This window comes from Labrys neptuniae (assembly GCF_040797145.1).
In the GTDB taxonomy this organism is placed as follows: domain Bacteria; phylum Pseudomonadota; class Alphaproteobacteria; order Rhizobiales; family Labraceae; genus Labrys; species Labrys neptuniae.
In genome coordinates this window covers 22343-36196 of record NZ_JBFNQD010000002.1, presented here as the reverse complement: position 1 = coordinate 36196, position 13854 = coordinate 22343, and the positions used below count along the sequence as shown (strand labels likewise).

Genomic DNA, 13854 nt, shown 5'->3' with positions numbered 1-13854 from the left:
GTCCCCCACAGCCCCTCATCTTAGCCGGGCCGGCTGAAGACGCCACCCCCGATCGCAATGAAGGAATGCAGCCATAAGCTTTCTTTGCAACAGACGTGTGAGGCAATGGGGCGTCGTCGTGGGGCTCGCTTTGCCGGTGCTGGCGATGACCTCGGTCCAGGCCGGCCAGGACGGGTCCCGCGCGATGTCGCGGGTACAGGTGCGCCAGCAGGCGCAGGCGCTCGGTGCTCTCGGCCGCACCCTCTTCTTCGACCCGTCCCTGTCGGGCTCGGGCAAGTTGGCCTGTTCCTCCTGCCACGATCCCGCCCATGCCTTCGGGCCGGTGAACGACCACGCGGTACAACTCGGCGGCGGCGACATGCATCAGCCGGGCATGCGCGCCGTACCTTCGCTGAAATATCTGCAGGTGGTGCCGCCCTTCACCGAGCATTTCTACGATTCCGAGGACGAGGCCGACGAAAGTATCGACAATGGTCCCACGGGCGGCTTGACCTGGGATGGGCGGGTCGATCGCGGTGCGGATCAGGCCAGGATTCCGCTGCTTTCGGATTTCGAGATGGGCAATCGGGATGGGGCGGAAGTGGCCCGCCGCGTGCTCGCCGCCGGTCATGGCAAGGCCGTCGCCGCCATTGCCGGGCCGAAGGCGGCCGGCGACCCGGACCTCGTCTACAAGACGGCCCTGAAGGCGCTCGAGGTGTTCCAGCAGGACTACCGGACCTTCTATCCCTATTCGAGCAAATATGACGCGGTTCTGGCCGGCAAGGCGGAGCTCTCTCCCCAGGAAGCGCGGGGGCTCGACCTGTTCAATGCGGCGGACAAGGGCAACTGCGCTTCCTGCCACATCAGCCAGCGCGGCAATGACGGCACGCCGCCGCAATTCACCGACTACGGCCAGATCGCGCTCGCGGTGCCGCGCAACCCCGACATTCCCGCCAACAAGGATCCCAGCTATCACGACCTGGGGCTGTGCGGCCCGCTGCGCACCGACTTCCTGAAGCGCGAGGATTATTGCGGCCTGTTCCGCACCCCGACCCTGCGCAACGTCGCTTTGCGCAAGACCTTCTTCCACAATGGCGCCATGCATTCCCTGCGCGACGCTGTGCGTTTCTACGTCGAGCGCGAGACCCATCCGGAGCGCTGGTACCCGCGCAAGGCCGATGGCAGTATCGACAAATATGACGATCTGCCCGAGGCAGCGAAGGCGAACATCAACACCGATCCGCCCTTCGACCGCAAGGCCGGCGACGAGCCGGCCCTGACGCCGGCCGAGATCGACGATGTCGTGGTCTTTCTCGGTACGCTGACCGACGGCTACGAGCCGGCAAAATGAAGGCTTGAGCCGAACTGGCAGCCCGGTTCCCGTTTGTTTGCGTCAGCTACCGGCCGACTTTGCCGGCAGCCCGAGCAGGCTCGCGACGGCCTCGGCGCCCTTGCCCGTGGCGGAAACCTCGCCATTGTCCCGGACCTCCAGTCCCGCGCCGTTGGAGAAGCTGAGGGACCAGCCGTCATCGCTGCCGTTGCGGCGTCGATCGGTGAGTTCGATACCGGCCGCGGAAACCAGTGCAATGGCCTTGTCGACGTCCATGGTCGTCACCTCGTGCAAGCTGCCCCGGATCTTTCCCCTAGCCAGTTGGATCGCGAAGGCGAGGCAAGTCAAGGAGAAAGGGCCGGCTCTGGGAGGCTGGGGCGTGCCATGCTACCGCGGCGGCATATCGAGTGTCGAAAGCGTCGGGATTTTCGGCAGGGGCCTATCGCCAGACGCCGATATTCGTGTCATGGCTGCGGCCGTTGCCCCTATCGGGCATGAGGCCTTTCTGCCGTGAGGAATCGATGCTGAAGACCAGCCTTAGTCTCGCTTTTGCCCTTCTGGTGAGCGCCGCCCAGGCCCAGACTCAGGCCCAGGACCCCGCGCCTGCCAAATCGCCGCTGCCCGGCGGGGCTTCCTCCATCCAGGAGAGCTATGAGGACTGGCGGGTGCTCTGCAATGTCGTCAACAATGCCAAGCAATGTGCGGTCCAGCAGGTGCAGAGCGACACCAAGACCGGCCAGCGCGTGCTGGCGGTCGAGCTGAACCCCACGGCCGATGGCGGAACCAGCGGCAATCTCGTGATGCCGTTCGGCCTGCAATTCGATGCTGGCGTGTCCCTCGCCTTGGATGCCGGGACCAGTGGCAAGCCGCTGAACTACAAGACCTGCATCCCGGCCGGCTGCCTGGTGCCGCTGGCGCTCGATGCCAACACCATCACGGCGCTCAAGGCCGGCAAGCAGCTCAAGCTCACGGCCAAGTCGGTCGACGACAGTGTGAAGCCGCTCGTTTTCATGGTCTCGCTCAAGGGCTTCGGCCCGGCCCTCGACCGGGCGGCCGCCATCCTGAAGTGAGATAATATCGACGGCCGCGATGTTTGACCCCCGCGTCATTGCGAGCTCTGCCAATCCGCAGGATTGGCATGGCGAAGCAATCCAGGAGGCATGACCGCCACGGTTTCCAGCTCTGGCTTGCTTCGCTACGCTCGCAATGACGGTACTTGGGCGGTCAAGCGTCAATACCGTTGGTATGACACCAAGTCGCGAGCCGCCCGTCAGACCCAGCCCTGCAATTCGCGCCCGACCACGTGCTCGAGCACGCGCTGGCCCTCGGGGCTGTCGTTCAGGCAGGGCAGATAGGCGAAACGCTCGCCGCCATTGTGCTGGAAGATCTCCTTGTTCTCCTCGCCGAGTTCTTCCAGCGTTTCCAGGCAGTCGGCCACGAAGCCGGGCGCCACGATGGCGAGGCGCTTCACGCCCGATTTGGCCAACCCTTCTACGGTTTCGTCCGTATAGGGCTTGAGCCATTCCTCCTTGCCGAAACGGGACTGGAAGGTGATCTTGAAGCGGTCCTCGCTGAAGCCGAGCGCCTCGCGCAGGAGCCGTCCCGTCTTCATGGCAAAACAGTAATAGGGGTCGCCCTGGATCAGGTAGTTCTTGGGCACGCCGTGGAAGGAGGCGAGCAGCACCTCCGGCTCGAAGTCGAGCTTGGCGAGGGATTGGCGCACGGAGCTGGCAAGGGCTTCGATATAGACGGGGTCGTCATGCCATTGCGGCGCGATGCGCACGGCCGGCTGCCAGCGCAGGGTCATCAGGTGCTCGAAGGCCTTGTCGCAGACCGTGGCGCTGGTCGCCGCCGCATATTGGGGATAGAGCGGCACGATCAGGATACGGTCGCAGCCCTTGGCGCGCAGGGCGTCGATGCGCGAGGCGATGGAGGGATTGCCGTAGCGCATGGCAAAATCCACCGTGAGGCGCGAATCGGCGGCGAAGGTCTCGGCCAGCTTTTCGGTCTGGAGCCGGGTGATGACGAGGAGAGGCGAGGCGTTCTCGGCCTTGTCCCAGATCGAGGCATATTTGGCGCCGCTCTTGCCGGGGCGCGTCGTCAGGATGATGCCGTTGAGCAGCGGCCACCACAACAGGCGCGAGACTTCGATGACCCGCCGGTCGGACAGGAATTCCTTGAGATAGCGCCGCATCGGCCAGTAGGTCGGCGCGTCCGGTGTGCCCAAATTGACCAGGAGAACGCCGATTCTTCCGCTGGCCGCCACGGGATGATCCGCCGGAACGGGAAGGGCGCTTGCGAGGTGAGAAGTCATGCCGGGTCCTTTCCAGGCCTTTCAACAGGCTGGGCGTCCGGCTTGCAACAGATTTGTGCGCCGCGGCGGGCCGGCGCGACGCCATGGCGCTTTTCGATCGGGGAATCGTCAAAATCGCAAAGGCGTGTCTAAACAAGGCCCTGAAGGAAAACAGTAGAGCCGCTGCGATGCGCACTGCTTCGGGAAGCGCATTCCTACGAGCAATTCACTTGCAGGAACCGGCCAGCCCCGCTTATCCTCCCACCATGAGCACCGACGCCATCGAAATCCGTTTGGCTCGCCCGGACGACGCCCACGCCATCGCCGATGTGCATGACGCCGCTTGGCGTTATGCCTATCGTGGCGTGATTCCCGGCCGGGAGCTCGAACGCCTGGTCGAGCGGCGCGGCGCCAAATGGTGGCGCTATGCCATCGACCGCAAGACCCGCATCGTGGTGATGTCCTTTGGCGGCGTGATCGCCGGCTATGCCACCTATGGCCGCAACCGGGCCGTCGGCCTGCCTTATCAAGGCGAGATCTTCGAGCTTTATCTGCGTCCGGAATATCAGGGCATCGGCCTGGGCAAGCGGCTGTTCAACGCGGTGCGCCGCGATCTCAACGGTCACGATGTCAAGGGCATGGTGGTGTGGGCGCTGGCCGACAATGTGCGGGCGTGTGATTTCTACCGGCGCCTCGGCGGCGAATCCGTGGACAGCATGGTGGAGCGCTTCGGCGAGGTGAAGCTGCAGAAGATCGCTTTCGCCTGGGGCGCCTGAACCAGGCCTGGACTTTTCCGCCTCGCTATCTCGTCCTGCCCGCGGTCCGTCGATTTCCGTCATGAGAGTCCGGCGGCCATCGATGAATGGCGCCTTGGTGGTCCTTCCGCTGGCAAGCAGGCCGGCGCGCCAAAGCCTGGCGCGAGCGGCGCATCGGGTCCCCCGCCGCCCGTTACGCATTTGTAATCCTGGTTCTGGCTGCGCTGGCCAATAGAAAATCCAATGTCTAATTCGATGCCTGCCGGGAAGACGAAAGTTCTCGTCTCGTCATTCCGGAGAGGCCAGAGGTCATTCTCGAAATAAACAGATTCGATTTATAGTTTTTAATAATTCTAATTCTAATCTAAAGAGTTTGACGGGAACTTCTCGGTGAGCCTAGAGATCGGGTGTTCAATCATCCCTTGGCTGAAGCCAACCGATAGAGGTTCTGATGAAAGTTTTCCTGCCGCATCGCCGTGCAGCGCTGGCCGGGGCCGTTGCCCTTGCCACCGCCCTGATCGCTGCTCCCCTGGCCGCCCAGGCCGAGGATGCGGGTATCACGGTCTATAATGCGCAGCATGAAAGCCTGACCAAGGCCTGGGCCGAGGCTTTCACCAAGGAGACCGGCATCAAGGTGACGCTGCGCAATGGCGGCGACACCGAGCTCGGCAACCAGCTGGTGCAGGAGGGTGACAAGTCGCCCGCCGACGTCTTCCTCACCGAGAATTCGCCGGCGATGGTGCTGGTCGACAATGCCAAGCTGTTCGCGCCGCTCTCGACCGAGACGCTGGCCGAGGTGCCCGAGGCCTTCAAGCCCTCGCATGGCCGCTGGATCGGCATCGCCGCCCGCACCACCGTGTTCGCCTACAACAAGACCAAGCTGACCGAGGACAAGCTGCCGAAGTCCCTGCTCGACCTGGCTGATCCGGCCTGGAAGGGGCACTGGGGCGCAGCGCCGGCCGGCGCCGATTTCCAGGCCATCGTCAGCGCCTTGCTGGCCCTGAAGGGCGAGGAAGCCACGGCGACCTGGCTCAAGGGCATGAAGGCCAACGTCAAGCCGTTCAAGAAGAATGGCATCGCCATGAAGGGCGTGAATGACGGCGAGGTCGAAGGTGCGATCATCTACCAGTATTACTGGTTCGGCGACCAGGCCAAGACCGGCGAGAATTCCAAGAACGTCGCGCTGCATTATTTCCGCAACCAGGATCCGGGCGCTTTCGTCAGCATCTCGGGCGGTGGCGTGCTCGCTTCCAGCAAGCACAAGAAGGAAGCCGAGGCCTTCGTGAAGTGGATCGCCGGCAAGGGCGGCCAGGAGATCCTCAAGACCGGCACGTCCTTCGAATACGCCGTCGGCAAGGATGCCGCTTCCAACCCCAAGCTGGTGCCCCTGGCCGACCTCAATGCGCCCAAGCTCGATCCGGCCCAGCTCAACTCCAAGAAGGTCTCCGACCTGATGACGGCGGCCGGCCTGCTTTGATAGACTCCGGGTGCGCGGGCGTCTCGCCCGCCTCCTCCTTTCTCGTGGGGCGCAGTGGTTTCAAGAACGGACGGGACGTCCGTGCACCCGGGGAACCCGCTATGGCGCCACCGTCGCAAACCTGACATCATCGCGCCTCCGGCTCTGCGCCGGAGGCCTTCGCATTTCAGGACACCTCGTGTCATCGTCGTCATCCCAGCCCGAAATCGGCAGTCTGCGCGTATCATCCCCCGGCTTCACCGGGCGTGACGCCGTTGCCTTGGCTGCGGTGCTGGTGTCCCTGGTCGCCCTGCTGCCGCTCGGTTTCGTGGTCTTCATCACCGCCCAGACGGGATGGCAGACCGTCTATGAACTGGTGGTGCGCCCGCGGGTCGGCGAATTGCTGGTCAATACCGTCCTGCTCGAGGCCGTCACCATTCCCATCGCCATCGTGCTGGCGGTGGCGCTGGCCTGGCTCACCGAGCGCAGCGACCTGCCGGGCGCACGCCTCTGGTCGTGGCTGGCGGTGGCGCCGCTCGGCGTACCGGCCTTCGTGCATTCCTATGCCTGGATCAGCCTCGTTCCGGGCATGCGCGGCCTGTGGAGCGGTGTGCTCGTCTCGATCATGGCCTATCTGCCCTTCCTCTATCTGCCCGTGGCGGCCCAGATGCGGCGGCTCGACCCGGCGCTCGAGGACGTGGCGGCAAGCCTGGGCCAGTCGCCCTCGCGCGTGTTCTTCCGGGTGATCCTGCCGCAATTGCGGCTGGCGATCTGCGGTGGCTCGCTGCTGGTCGGCCTGCACCTGCTCGCCGAATACGGCCTCTATGCCATGATCGAGTTCGACACTTTCTCGACGGCGATCGTCGACCAGTTCCAGTCGGCCTATAACGGCCCGGCCGCCAACATGTTGGCCGGCGTGCTGGTACTCGCCTGCCTCGTGCTGCTGGGGCTCGAGAACCGGCTGCGCGGCCAGGAGCGCTATGCCCGCGTCGGTTCCGGCGCCGCGCGTCCGGCGGCCCGCGCCCGGCTCGGCCGTGGCACCCTGGTCTGGCTGGCACTGCCGCTCGGCCTCGCGCTCCTGTCGCTCGGCGTGCCGCTGCTGACGCTGGCGCGCTGGCTCTATCTCGGTGGCGCGGCCGCCTGGTCCTCCGATGACATCGGCTCCGCGCTCGGCCAGACGCTCGGCTTGGCCTTGCTCGGCGGAGCCGCCACCACATTGGCCGCCCTGCCGATGGCCTGGCTGTCGGTGCGCGCGCCGGGCCGCCTGCAGAAGGTGCTGGAAGCCTGCCATTATTATGTCGGCTCGCTGCCGGGCGTGGTGGTGGCGCTGGCGCTGGTGACGATCACGGTGCGCGTCGCCCTGCCGCTCTACCAGACCATGACGACCTTGCTGCTCGCCTATGGCCTGATGTTCCTGCCGCGGGCGGTGGTCGGGCTGCGGGCCAGCCTGGCGCAGGCTCCCGTCGAGCTCGAACGGGCCGCGATGGCGCTGGGGCGCCCGCCGCTGAAGGCGATCTGGCAGGTGACCATGCGCCTGTCGGCCCCCGGCGTCGCGGCGAGCATGGCGCTGGTCGCCCTCGGCATTACCACGGAGCTGACCGCGACCCTGATGCTGGCGCCCAACGGCACGGTCACCTTGTCGACGCGGTTCTGGTCACTGACCAACGACATCGACTATGTGGCGGCGGCGCCCTTCGCACTCCTGATGGTGCTGCTGTCGCTGCCTCTCACCCTCCTGCTCCACTACCAGTCCAGGCGATCGATCGGCCAATGAGTTTCCTGAGCATAGACAAGGCCGGCAAGCGCTATGGCGCCATGGTGGCGCTCGATGATGTCAGCCTGGAGGTCGCCTCGGGCAGCCGCACCGCCATCGTCGGCCCCTCCGGATCCGGCAAGACCACGCTGCTCCGGCTGATCGCCGGTTTCGAGGGACCGGATGCTGGCCGCATCGCCCTGAACGGCACCGTCCTGGCGGATGGTCCCGCCATCGTGCCCGCCCATCGGCGCGGCATCGGCTTCGTCACACAGGACGGAGCGCTCTTTCCCCACCTCACCATCGCCGACAATATCGGCTTCGGCCTGGAGCGGGGTGCGACGGGCCGGGACGACCGCATTCGCGCACTGATGCGTACCGTCGATCTCGATCCGCGCTTGCTGGAGCGCCGGCCGCACCAACTTTCCGGTGGGCAGCAGCAACGCGTGGCGCTGGCGCGGGCGCTGGCACGCCAGCCCAAGCTCATGCTGCTGGACGAGCCTTTCTCGGCCCTCGATACCGGCCTGCGCGAGGCAACCCGCAAGGCGGTGGCGGCGCTGCTGCAGGAAGCCGGCGTCACCACCATCCTGGTCACCCACGATCAGACCGAAGCGCTGTCCTTTGCCGACCAGGTCGCCGTGTTGCGCGAGGGCCGGCTGGTACAGGCCGGCGCACCGCACGATCTCTACCGCCGGCCGCGGGACCGCGAGACGGCGCTCTTCCTGGGCGAGGCCATCCTGCTCAAGGGGCAGGCCGGGGTCGGCTGGGTCGATTGCGTGCTCGGGCGCCTCGCGGCCGGGACGCATGGCCAGCGGGGAGACATCGAACTGATGCTGCGCCCCGAGCAGGTCAAGTTCACCCCGAGTGCGGACGAGACCGCGCAGGGCTGCTTTGCCAGCGTGGTGGACGTCGAATTCGGTGGTGCCCTGCGGGCCGTGACGGTGCAGCTGGCCGATGGCAATCGGCTCCGCATCAGCGGAACCGGCCTCGATCTGCCGCCGACCGGCACGCGCGTACGTTTGAGCGTGGCCGGACCGGCCCATGTCTTCGAAGCATAGATCGGTGTTGCCGCGCCGGCTTCCGTTGTGACGCTGCCGTGACGGGATGAGCCGTTTACGGTGTTTCTCGTGAAACCAGCATCATATTCTTGTGATCTTCGGGTTGAAACCCATGCGTGTTCCGCCTAAGGCTGCAGTCTGATCGGGGTCTGGAGGCATCCTGCGCCAGAGCCGGCCCAACCAGGATGTGATCTACGATGCGTATCGAAGCGATCTCGACCGGACGCAATCCGCCGCACGAGGTGAATGTCATTGTCGAAGTTCCCGTCGGTGGCGAGCCCATCAAATATGAGATGGACAAGGATTCCGGCGCGCTCGTGGTCGATCGCTTCCTCTACACGCCGATGCGCTACCCCGGCAATTACGGCTTCGTACCCCACACGCTGTCGGATGACGGCGATCCCATCGACGTCTTGATCGCCAATCAGCGCGGCATCATTCCCGGTGCCGTGATCGCCGTGCGCCCGGTCGGTGTCCTGAAGATGCGTGATGAGTCCGGCGGCGACGAGAAGATCATCGCTGTGCCCGTGCCGCGCCTGACCCGCCGCTACGAGAAGGTGCACAACTACACCGACCTGCCCGAGATCACCCTCAAGCAGATCGAGCACTTCTTCGAGCATTACAAGGACCTCGAGAAGAACAAGTGGGTCAAGGTCGAGGGGTGGGGCGACGCCAAGGAAGCCGAGGCGATGATCCTCGAGGCGATCGAGCGCTACAAGGCCAACAACAAGGGCTGAGCCCAGCCTTTGCATGAAGCGGACGGCGATCGGGCCGTCTTCTCTCCAGCACCTGTCAGTCTTCGGCAGGTGCCGTCACTTCACCGCGCCCATGGTCAGCCCCTGTACCACGAAGCGCTGGCCGAAGAACATCAGCACCAAAGCGGGGATGGTGGAGAGCACCGAGGCGGCAGCCATCTGGCCATATTGCACCTCGAACTGCTGGGCAAAGCGGGCGACGGCCACCGGCACCGTTGCGGTCGCGCGGTCCGTCAATGTCAGCGCGACCGAGAATTCGTTCCACGAGAACACGAAGGCCAGCACGCCCGCTGCAATCAGGCCGGGCGTGGTCAAGGGCAGCAGGATCCTCCAGAAGGCATCGATCTGGCGGCAGCCATCCACGCGGGCCGCATCCTCGAGCTCCTGCGGCAGCTCGCGGAAATAGGCCATCATCATCCAGATCGTCATCGGCAGGTTGAGGGCGATATGGGTCAGCACCAGGGCCGTCAGCGAGCTTGCCAGGCCGATCTGGCGGAAGATCAGGTACCAGGGGCCGACCAGGGTCAGGGTCGGCAGCATGTTGAAGATCAGCGTCCAGCCCAGGAACAGCCGGGAGACCCAGGGCTTCACCTGCAACCGGCTCAGCGCATAGGCGGCAAGCGTGCCGATCACCAGCACCGAGATCGTGGAGCTTGAGGCGACGATGAGGCTGTTGAGGATATTGACAGGAAAGTCCGAGCGCCTGGAATAGAGCACGTCGGCATAGTTGAAGCCGTTCGGCGCGAACAGCCAGCTTCCGCGCAGGATATCGATCTCGTTCTTCAGCGATTGCAGGCCGATCCACAGGAAGGGGGCAATGGTGATGAAAACGCCGAGGGCGATCAGGCCGTAGCCGATGGCGCGGGAATGGCCGCGAAGCTCCAGCATCAGCGTGGCTCCATGGCTTTGCCGGCACGCCGGCTGATCCAGATGAAGCAGAGCAGCGCCAGGATGATCGCCAGCGACAGCATCGAGCCGTAGCCGAGCTGGTTCTCCTGGAAATAGACCTTGTAGAGATGAAGGCTGACGACCTCGGTGGCATTGCCGGGGCCGCCGGAGGTGAGCAGGAACACCTGGTCGAACACCTTGAAGGCCATGATGATGCGAAACAGCGCGGCCACCAGCAGCGGCGGCCAGATCAAGGGCACGATGATACGGGTGACGATGCCCCAATTGCCTGCGCCATCCAGCCTGGCGGCATCGACGATCTCCTTCGAGATGCCCTCGACCGAGGCGAACAGGATGAGGAAGACGAAGGGCGTCCAATGCCAGACGTCGACGATGATCACCGATATCAAGGCGAGGGAGCTCGAACCGAGCCAGTTGATCGGCTGCAGGCCAAGGGCGGTCACGGCCTGATTCAGCACGCCGAAATCGAGATTGTACATCAGCTTCCACATCGAGCCGATGGCCACGGGGGGCATCAGGACGGGCAGGATGAGGGTGGTCCGCACCAGTCCCTTCAGGCCGCTCAATGAAGAGACCAGAATGGCCAATGCCAGCCCGATCAGCATTTCCAGGCAGACGGCCGCCACGGCAAAGACGATGGTGTTGAGCAAGGCTCGCCGGAAGACCTCGTCTCCAGCGAGCTGGCGCAGATTATCCAGGGGCCGGAAGGTCCAGATTTCCCGCGCCTGTTCGAAGCGAATGTCGGCGAACGCCATCGCTATCAGGTTGAGCACGGGATAGATCGTCAAGGCGAGCAGGACCAGCATGGCCGGTCCCAGCATGAACCAGGCGAGGTGGCGGTCGACGAAATCGGGCACGCTTTCCCCTTTCCAGAATGGCGGCGCCTTTCTCATGGCAAGCCGCCTCCTCCCGTCCCCTGTGCGATTGCCGGCGTCATTCCGGCAAGGGTGGCAGCATGCCGGTCTTGCGGCCGTTCTTCTCGAAGAGGGCCTTCATGTCCCGGGCGATCTGGTTGAGGGCGGCGGCCGAACTCATCTCCCCGACCAGGGCCTGGTTGATGCGCAGGCCGACATTGTTGCTGATGGTGGTGCCTTCCGCATAGAAGAAGACTTGGCGGCCATGTTTCAGCGAGTCCTGATAGGCTGCCATCCAGCGAAACTCGGGCCGGTTCCTAAGGTCGGAGGAGAGCACGTCGCCGCGCACCGGAATGCCGCCGGCCTCGGCATAGGCATATTGCGCGCCATAGGTCAGGAACCATTTGGCGAAGGCCACCGCCCCTTTCTTGCCGGCTTCCGAGGCATTGGCGGGCACCGCCAGGATCAGGTTGCCGATGGCGATGCCGGGTTCCGCCTCGGCGCTCGCCTTGGGCAGGATGGCCGCATCGATCTGACCGACCACGGCGGATTTTCGGGGATCGTCGAAATTCGGGAAGGCCGCGACCACGGCATGCCCCTGCATGCCCTTGCCGGTCTGCATGAGCTGGATGACGTCGCCCTGGCCCAGGCTCGCGTAATTGGCGGGGCCGCAATTCCGGCTCACCTCGATGAACTTGTCGAGCGCCGCCTTGGCCTGCGGGCTGTTGATCGTCACGGTGTAGTCGCCATGGGCAGGATCGGCCTCGGCCTTGGCGCCATAGCTGAGCATATAGGCCATCCAGTCATAGAAGATGCCGTTGCCCTTCTCGCCGCGCTGCAGATAGCCATAGGTGGCCGGTGGATTGTGCAGCAGCTTGCAGTCGGCGAGCACCTCATCGAAGGTCGCCGGCGGCTTGAGGCCCTTCTCCTTGAAGATGTCGCTACGATAATAATAGAGCTGGACGTTGCCGTTGGGTGAAAAGCCCATCACCTTGCCCGTGCTGCAATCGGGATATCGCTTCCCTGCGTCCCAGCAATTGCTGTCGCCATAGGTATAGACTTCCTTCGGCCATTTGAAATCGGGGTCTATATCCGTGAATGGCGTCAGGAAGCCGCCTTCATAGAATTCTACCGCCGACAGGCCGTTCATGTTCACCAGGTCGAGCGGGCTGGTGCCGCCATTGCGCACGGCCGATCGGGCTTTTTCGAGCATGCCGTCAAAGGGCGTCACCTCGAGATTGACCACGTTGCCGGTCTGGTCCTCATAGAGCTCGACGACCTTTTCAAAGCCCTTGTACCAGGGCGAGGCATTGATCAGGACCGTGATCGGCGCCTGCTTGCCGACGTCCACGAAGGGGGCCTCGGCCTTTGCCGCGCTTGTGGCTGACATCGACAGGCACAGCACGGCGAGGATGGCGTGTTTGGCATGCCGATGGCTCATTGGAGTTCTCCCTTGTCAGCGCTCCGCCGGGAGCCTGCCGCAAGGCTCTGCCCGTGATCGGAACCGGCCCCGCTTCGGACTGCACGATAGGTACTGCCGTTGAGCTTGGAAAATGATATTGAGTGCACCTATCCATAACTTTCGGGAATGGCATGGACCGCAATCTCAAGGCTTTCCTGGCGGTGGCGCGGGAGGGCAATCTCACGGCGGCAGCCGAAAAGATCGGCCTGTCGCAGCCCGCGCTCACCAAGACCATTCGCCGGCTGGAACTCGAATTCGGCAGCCAGATCTTCCATCGCACCACGCGCGGCATGGAGCTCACGGTTGCCGGCCGGAAATTGCTCGAACGCGCGCGGGCGATCGAAACCCATCATCGGCACGCCCGCGAGGAGATCCGGGCGCTCGGCAAGGGCAGCGTCGAGATGTTCACCATCGCGGCGGGCATGTCCTACCAGATGGCGATCGCCCCGGACCTCGTAAAAAGGCTGAGTCTCGAATTCCCGCAGACGCGCTTCACCCTCGACTACAACTTGGCCGATACGACCTTTCCGCAACTGCTGGAGGGACGGGTGGACCTGCTGCTCGGCATCCTGCGCGGCGAACCGCCGGAGGGCATAGAGACCCGACAATTGTTCAATGTCGAGATGTGCGTCTATTGCTGCAGCGACGATCCGCTGGCGCAATCGGACAGCATCGCCGCCCGCGACCTCAGCGATCGCCGCTGGATCGTCTACAAGCGCGACGGCACCGTGGTCGAACGCCTGAAGACCTATTTCCGCGACAGGCGGCTGCGCTCGCCCGAGATCGTCATGGAAGTGGAGACGCTGGCGGCAAGCTTCCGGATCATCAGCGGGACCTCCTATTTCACCCTGGCGCCGGTGCAGGTCGAGGCTATGGCCAAGGCCGCCGGCCTGAAGAAGCTCCTGTTCGAAGACCCGTTCTGGCGTTTTCCCTCGGGTGCCTGCTTTCGCCGCTCGACCAGCGAGTTTCCGATCCTCGCCCGCTCGCTCGACCTGCTTTCGCAGTTGGTGGACGAGCAGGGAACGCCGGTATGAGTCAGACCAAAGCGCGCTTAAACGGAAACGCTGCTTTGCTCTGGCTCATGAGTTCGGCGCGTCTTTGCGATCCTTGGCGATTCCGCCAAACCGCAGACGCTCCCGGCTTTCGGGCCGTTGCGATATTCCATCAAGTTATGGTGGGGGTAAGTTAATATCATTTTTCGGGCCTGAACCGAGCCGCTAAACCATCCCTACGGCCTTCGCCTCCTGCCA

At 64.2% G+C, this 13854-nt stretch carries 13 protein-coding genes; 8 read left to right on the top strand and 5 right to left on the bottom strand.

Annotated elements, in window-relative coordinates; all coding sequences use genetic code 11:
- The first annotated feature begins 145 nt into the window (after positions 1 to 145).
- Positions 146 to 1330 (top strand): cytochrome-c peroxidase, encoded by a 1185-nt coding sequence (locus ABXS05_RS07545; RefSeq protein WP_367623888.1) that lies wholly within the window; start codon positions 146 to 148, stop codon positions 1328 to 1330.
- 42 nt (positions 1331 to 1372) lie between these two features.
- Here the strand turns inward: ABXS05_RS07545 and ABXS05_RS07540 are convergent, their stop codons facing one another.
- Positions 1373 to 1585, bottom strand: a complete 213-nt coding sequence (locus tag ABXS05_RS07540; protein WP_311933973.1) for a hypothetical protein — start codon at positions 1583 to 1585, stop codon at positions 1373 to 1375.
- A 245-nt stretch (positions 1586 to 1830) separates the two neighbouring features.
- On the opposite strand from ABXS05_RS07540, the gene ABXS05_RS07535 reads away from it, so the two are divergent.
- Positions 1831 to 2379, top strand: a complete 549-nt coding sequence (locus ABXS05_RS07535; protein WP_367623457.1) for an invasion associated locus B family protein — start codon at positions 1831 to 1833, stop codon at positions 2377 to 2379.
- Between the two features lie 200 nt (positions 2380 to 2579).
- Here the strand turns inward: ABXS05_RS07535 and hemH are convergent, their stop codons facing one another.
- Entirely contained in the window at positions 2580 to 3623 is a 1044-nt protein-coding gene (hemH, locus tag ABXS05_RS07530; protein WP_367623456.1) for a ferrochelatase, read from the bottom strand.
- Between the two features lie 245 nt (positions 3624 to 3868).
- Here hemH and ABXS05_RS07525 point away from each other — a divergent pair, with 245 nt between their 5' ends.
- From ABXS05_RS07525 to ppa, 5 genes are all read left to right on the top strand, one after another.
- Positions 3869 to 4378: a GNAT family N-acetyltransferase gene (locus ABXS05_RS07525; protein WP_311934232.1), complete on the top strand. Its 510-nt coding sequence runs from the start codon at positions 3869 to 3871 to the stop codon at positions 4376 to 4378.
- 430 nt (positions 4379 to 4808) lie between these two features.
- Positions 4809 to 5834, top strand: coding sequence for an iron ABC transporter substrate-binding protein (locus ABXS05_RS07520; protein ID WP_367623455.1), 1026 nt, complete (start codon positions 4809 to 4811; stop codon positions 5832 to 5834).
- Between the two features lie 205 nt (positions 5835 to 6039).
- Positions 6040 to 7587, top strand: a complete 1548-nt coding sequence (locus tag ABXS05_RS07515; RefSeq protein WP_376717629.1) for an ABC transporter permease — start codon at positions 6040 to 6042, stop codon at positions 7585 to 7587.
- Positions 7584 to 8624: an ABC transporter ATP-binding protein gene (locus tag ABXS05_RS07510; protein ID WP_367623454.1), complete on the top strand. Its 1041-nt coding sequence runs from the start codon at positions 7584 to 7586 to the stop codon at positions 8622 to 8624. The genes ABXS05_RS07515 and ABXS05_RS07510 overlap by 4 nt, the downstream gene beginning before the upstream one ends.
- A 197-nt stretch (positions 8625 to 8821) precedes the next feature.
- Positions 8822 to 9361, top strand: a complete 540-nt coding sequence (gene ppa, locus ABXS05_RS07505) for an inorganic diphosphatase (RefSeq protein WP_311933968.1) — start codon at positions 8822 to 8824, stop codon at positions 9359 to 9361.
- A gap of 75 nt (positions 9362 to 9436) precedes the next feature.
- Here the strand turns inward: ppa and ABXS05_RS07500 are convergent, their stop codons facing one another.
- The 3 genes from ABXS05_RS07500 to ABXS05_RS07490 are packed head-to-tail and all read right to left on the bottom strand — an operon-like array spanning position 9437 to position 12583.
- Entirely contained in the window at positions 9437 to 10267 is an 831-nt protein-coding gene (locus tag ABXS05_RS07500; protein WP_367623453.1) for a carbohydrate ABC transporter permease, read from the bottom strand.
- Positions 10267 to 11181, bottom strand: a complete 915-nt coding sequence (locus tag ABXS05_RS07495; protein ID WP_367623452.1) for a carbohydrate ABC transporter permease — start codon at positions 11179 to 11181, stop codon at positions 10267 to 10269. Before ABXS05_RS07495 ends, ABXS05_RS07500 begins: the two co-directional genes overlap by 1 nt.
- A gap of 40 nt (positions 11182 to 11221) precedes the next feature.
- Positions 11222 to 12583: an ABC transporter substrate-binding protein gene (locus tag ABXS05_RS07490; RefSeq protein WP_367623451.1), complete on the bottom strand. Its 1362-nt coding sequence runs from the start codon at positions 12581 to 12583 to the stop codon at positions 11222 to 11224.
- A 152-nt stretch (positions 12584 to 12735) separates the two neighbouring features.
- On the opposite strand from ABXS05_RS07490, the gene ABXS05_RS07485 reads away from it, so the two are divergent.
- Positions 12736 to 13638, top strand: coding sequence for a LysR family transcriptional regulator (locus ABXS05_RS07485; RefSeq protein WP_311933964.1), 903 nt, complete (start codon positions 12736 to 12738; stop codon positions 13636 to 13638).
- Positions 13639 to 13854 lie beyond the last annotated feature (216 nt).